Origin of the sequence: Cellulophaga sp. 3_MG-2023 (assembly GCF_030546975.1) — a bacterium.
In the GTDB taxonomy this organism is placed as follows: Bacteria; Bacteroidota; Bacteroidia; order Flavobacteriales; family Flavobacteriaceae; genus Cellulophaga.
Genome location: NZ_JAUOPS010000015.1, coordinates 1 through 1,232, shown reverse-complemented (window position 1 = coordinate 1,232; position 1,232 = coordinate 1). Strand labels below are relative to the sequence as shown.

The following is a 1,232-nucleotide window of genomic DNA, read 5'->3' as shown; positions in this document are numbered from 1 at the left end:
AATTATACACGGCTTAAGTTTGTAATTCATTAAATTAGAGTATTAATCAGAAAAGACAAAAGAGAGGAATAAGGTTATTATATACGGAGAGACTACAGATCTCGTCAACATTGAAAATCCCCTCTCTTTTCTACACAGATTTCGTACAGTTCTATGAGGCAATTAGACCTCGATTTTAAGTCGTTAAAACTCGCGTAGATTGTCCTTTCAAAAAATAGTTGAATATGAATAAAGATATTAAATATTTTGGAATAGACATTAGTCATTTGGTTTTTGATGTTACAGATTCTGATGGTAAATACTATCAGTTTAAAAACACTATTTCAGGCTTTAAAAAGTTTGAAAAATTATTAGATCTATCGAGCCATTGTGTAATGGAAGCAACAGGATATTACCATTATCAATTAGCTTATTATTTGCTTGAATTCGGTATTAAAGTATCCGTAGAAAATCCATTAGCGGTAAAGCGATTTATACAAATGAAGCTGTCTAAAATAAAGACCGACAAGAGTGATTCTAAACTTATTTGTGAGTATGCCAGTCAGGTAGACTTAAAGTTGTGGAAAGGTAGTTCCAAGCATCAAATAGAATGCTTGCAAATGACCAGACTCCTTTCTGTGTATACAAAACAGAGTACAATGTTAAAAAACAAGCTGCACGGCGAAGCAGTTTTAGGAAACCCAAGTAAAACAGTTGTGAGTTCTATAAAGCGAAGTTTAAGACAACTAGAAAAAGAAGTAGATAACTTAGAATCTAAATTATTGTTATTGGTAAAAGAAGCGCACCAAGATGTGCTAACACGATTAAAAACTATACCTGGAATAGGAGCTAAAACAGCCTTAATGTTAGTGGTTTTAACCGATGGCTTTGATCGTTTTAATAGTGGTAGTGAATTATGCAGTTACGCTGGGTTAACACCTGTAATAAGAAATAGCGGAACAAGCGTAAATGGACGAAGTAGAATTAGTAAAATGGGAAATCAAAAACTACGAAATTTATTATTTATGTGCAGTTTTAATGCGTGTAAATATAACAAGGCCTGTAAGGCTATTTATGACCGGATAGTAGCCAAAGGAAAGAGTAAAAAGTTAGCATTAATAGCGGTGTGTAATAAACTGCTAAAACAAGCCTTTGCTATTGCAAAATCAGGACTAATATATGATGATTCTTACAGAAGCACTTTAGCTAAAAATTAGTGAATTTTTACTTGTTTTTTACCACAGTACTTTGTT

At 32.5% G+C, this 1,232-nt stretch carries 1 protein-coding gene; it reads left to right on the top strand.

The genetic code is table 11. The features are described 5' to 3' along the window. The first annotated feature begins 224 nt into the window (after window positions 1-224). Window positions 225-1,196 carry an IS110 family transposase gene (locus Q4487_RS17005; protein ID WP_303545787.1) on the top strand — a complete coding sequence of 324 codons (972 nt, stop codon included), beginning with the start codon at window positions 225-227 and terminating at the stop codon, window positions 1,194-1,196. Window positions 1,197-1,232 lie beyond the last annotated feature (36 nt).

Excerpts from the sequence above, each read along its gene's own strand:
- Q4487_RS17005 (WP_303545787.1), top strand. The coding sequence starts at position 225 with ATGAATAAAGATATTAAATATTTTGGAATAGACATTAGTCATTTGGTT.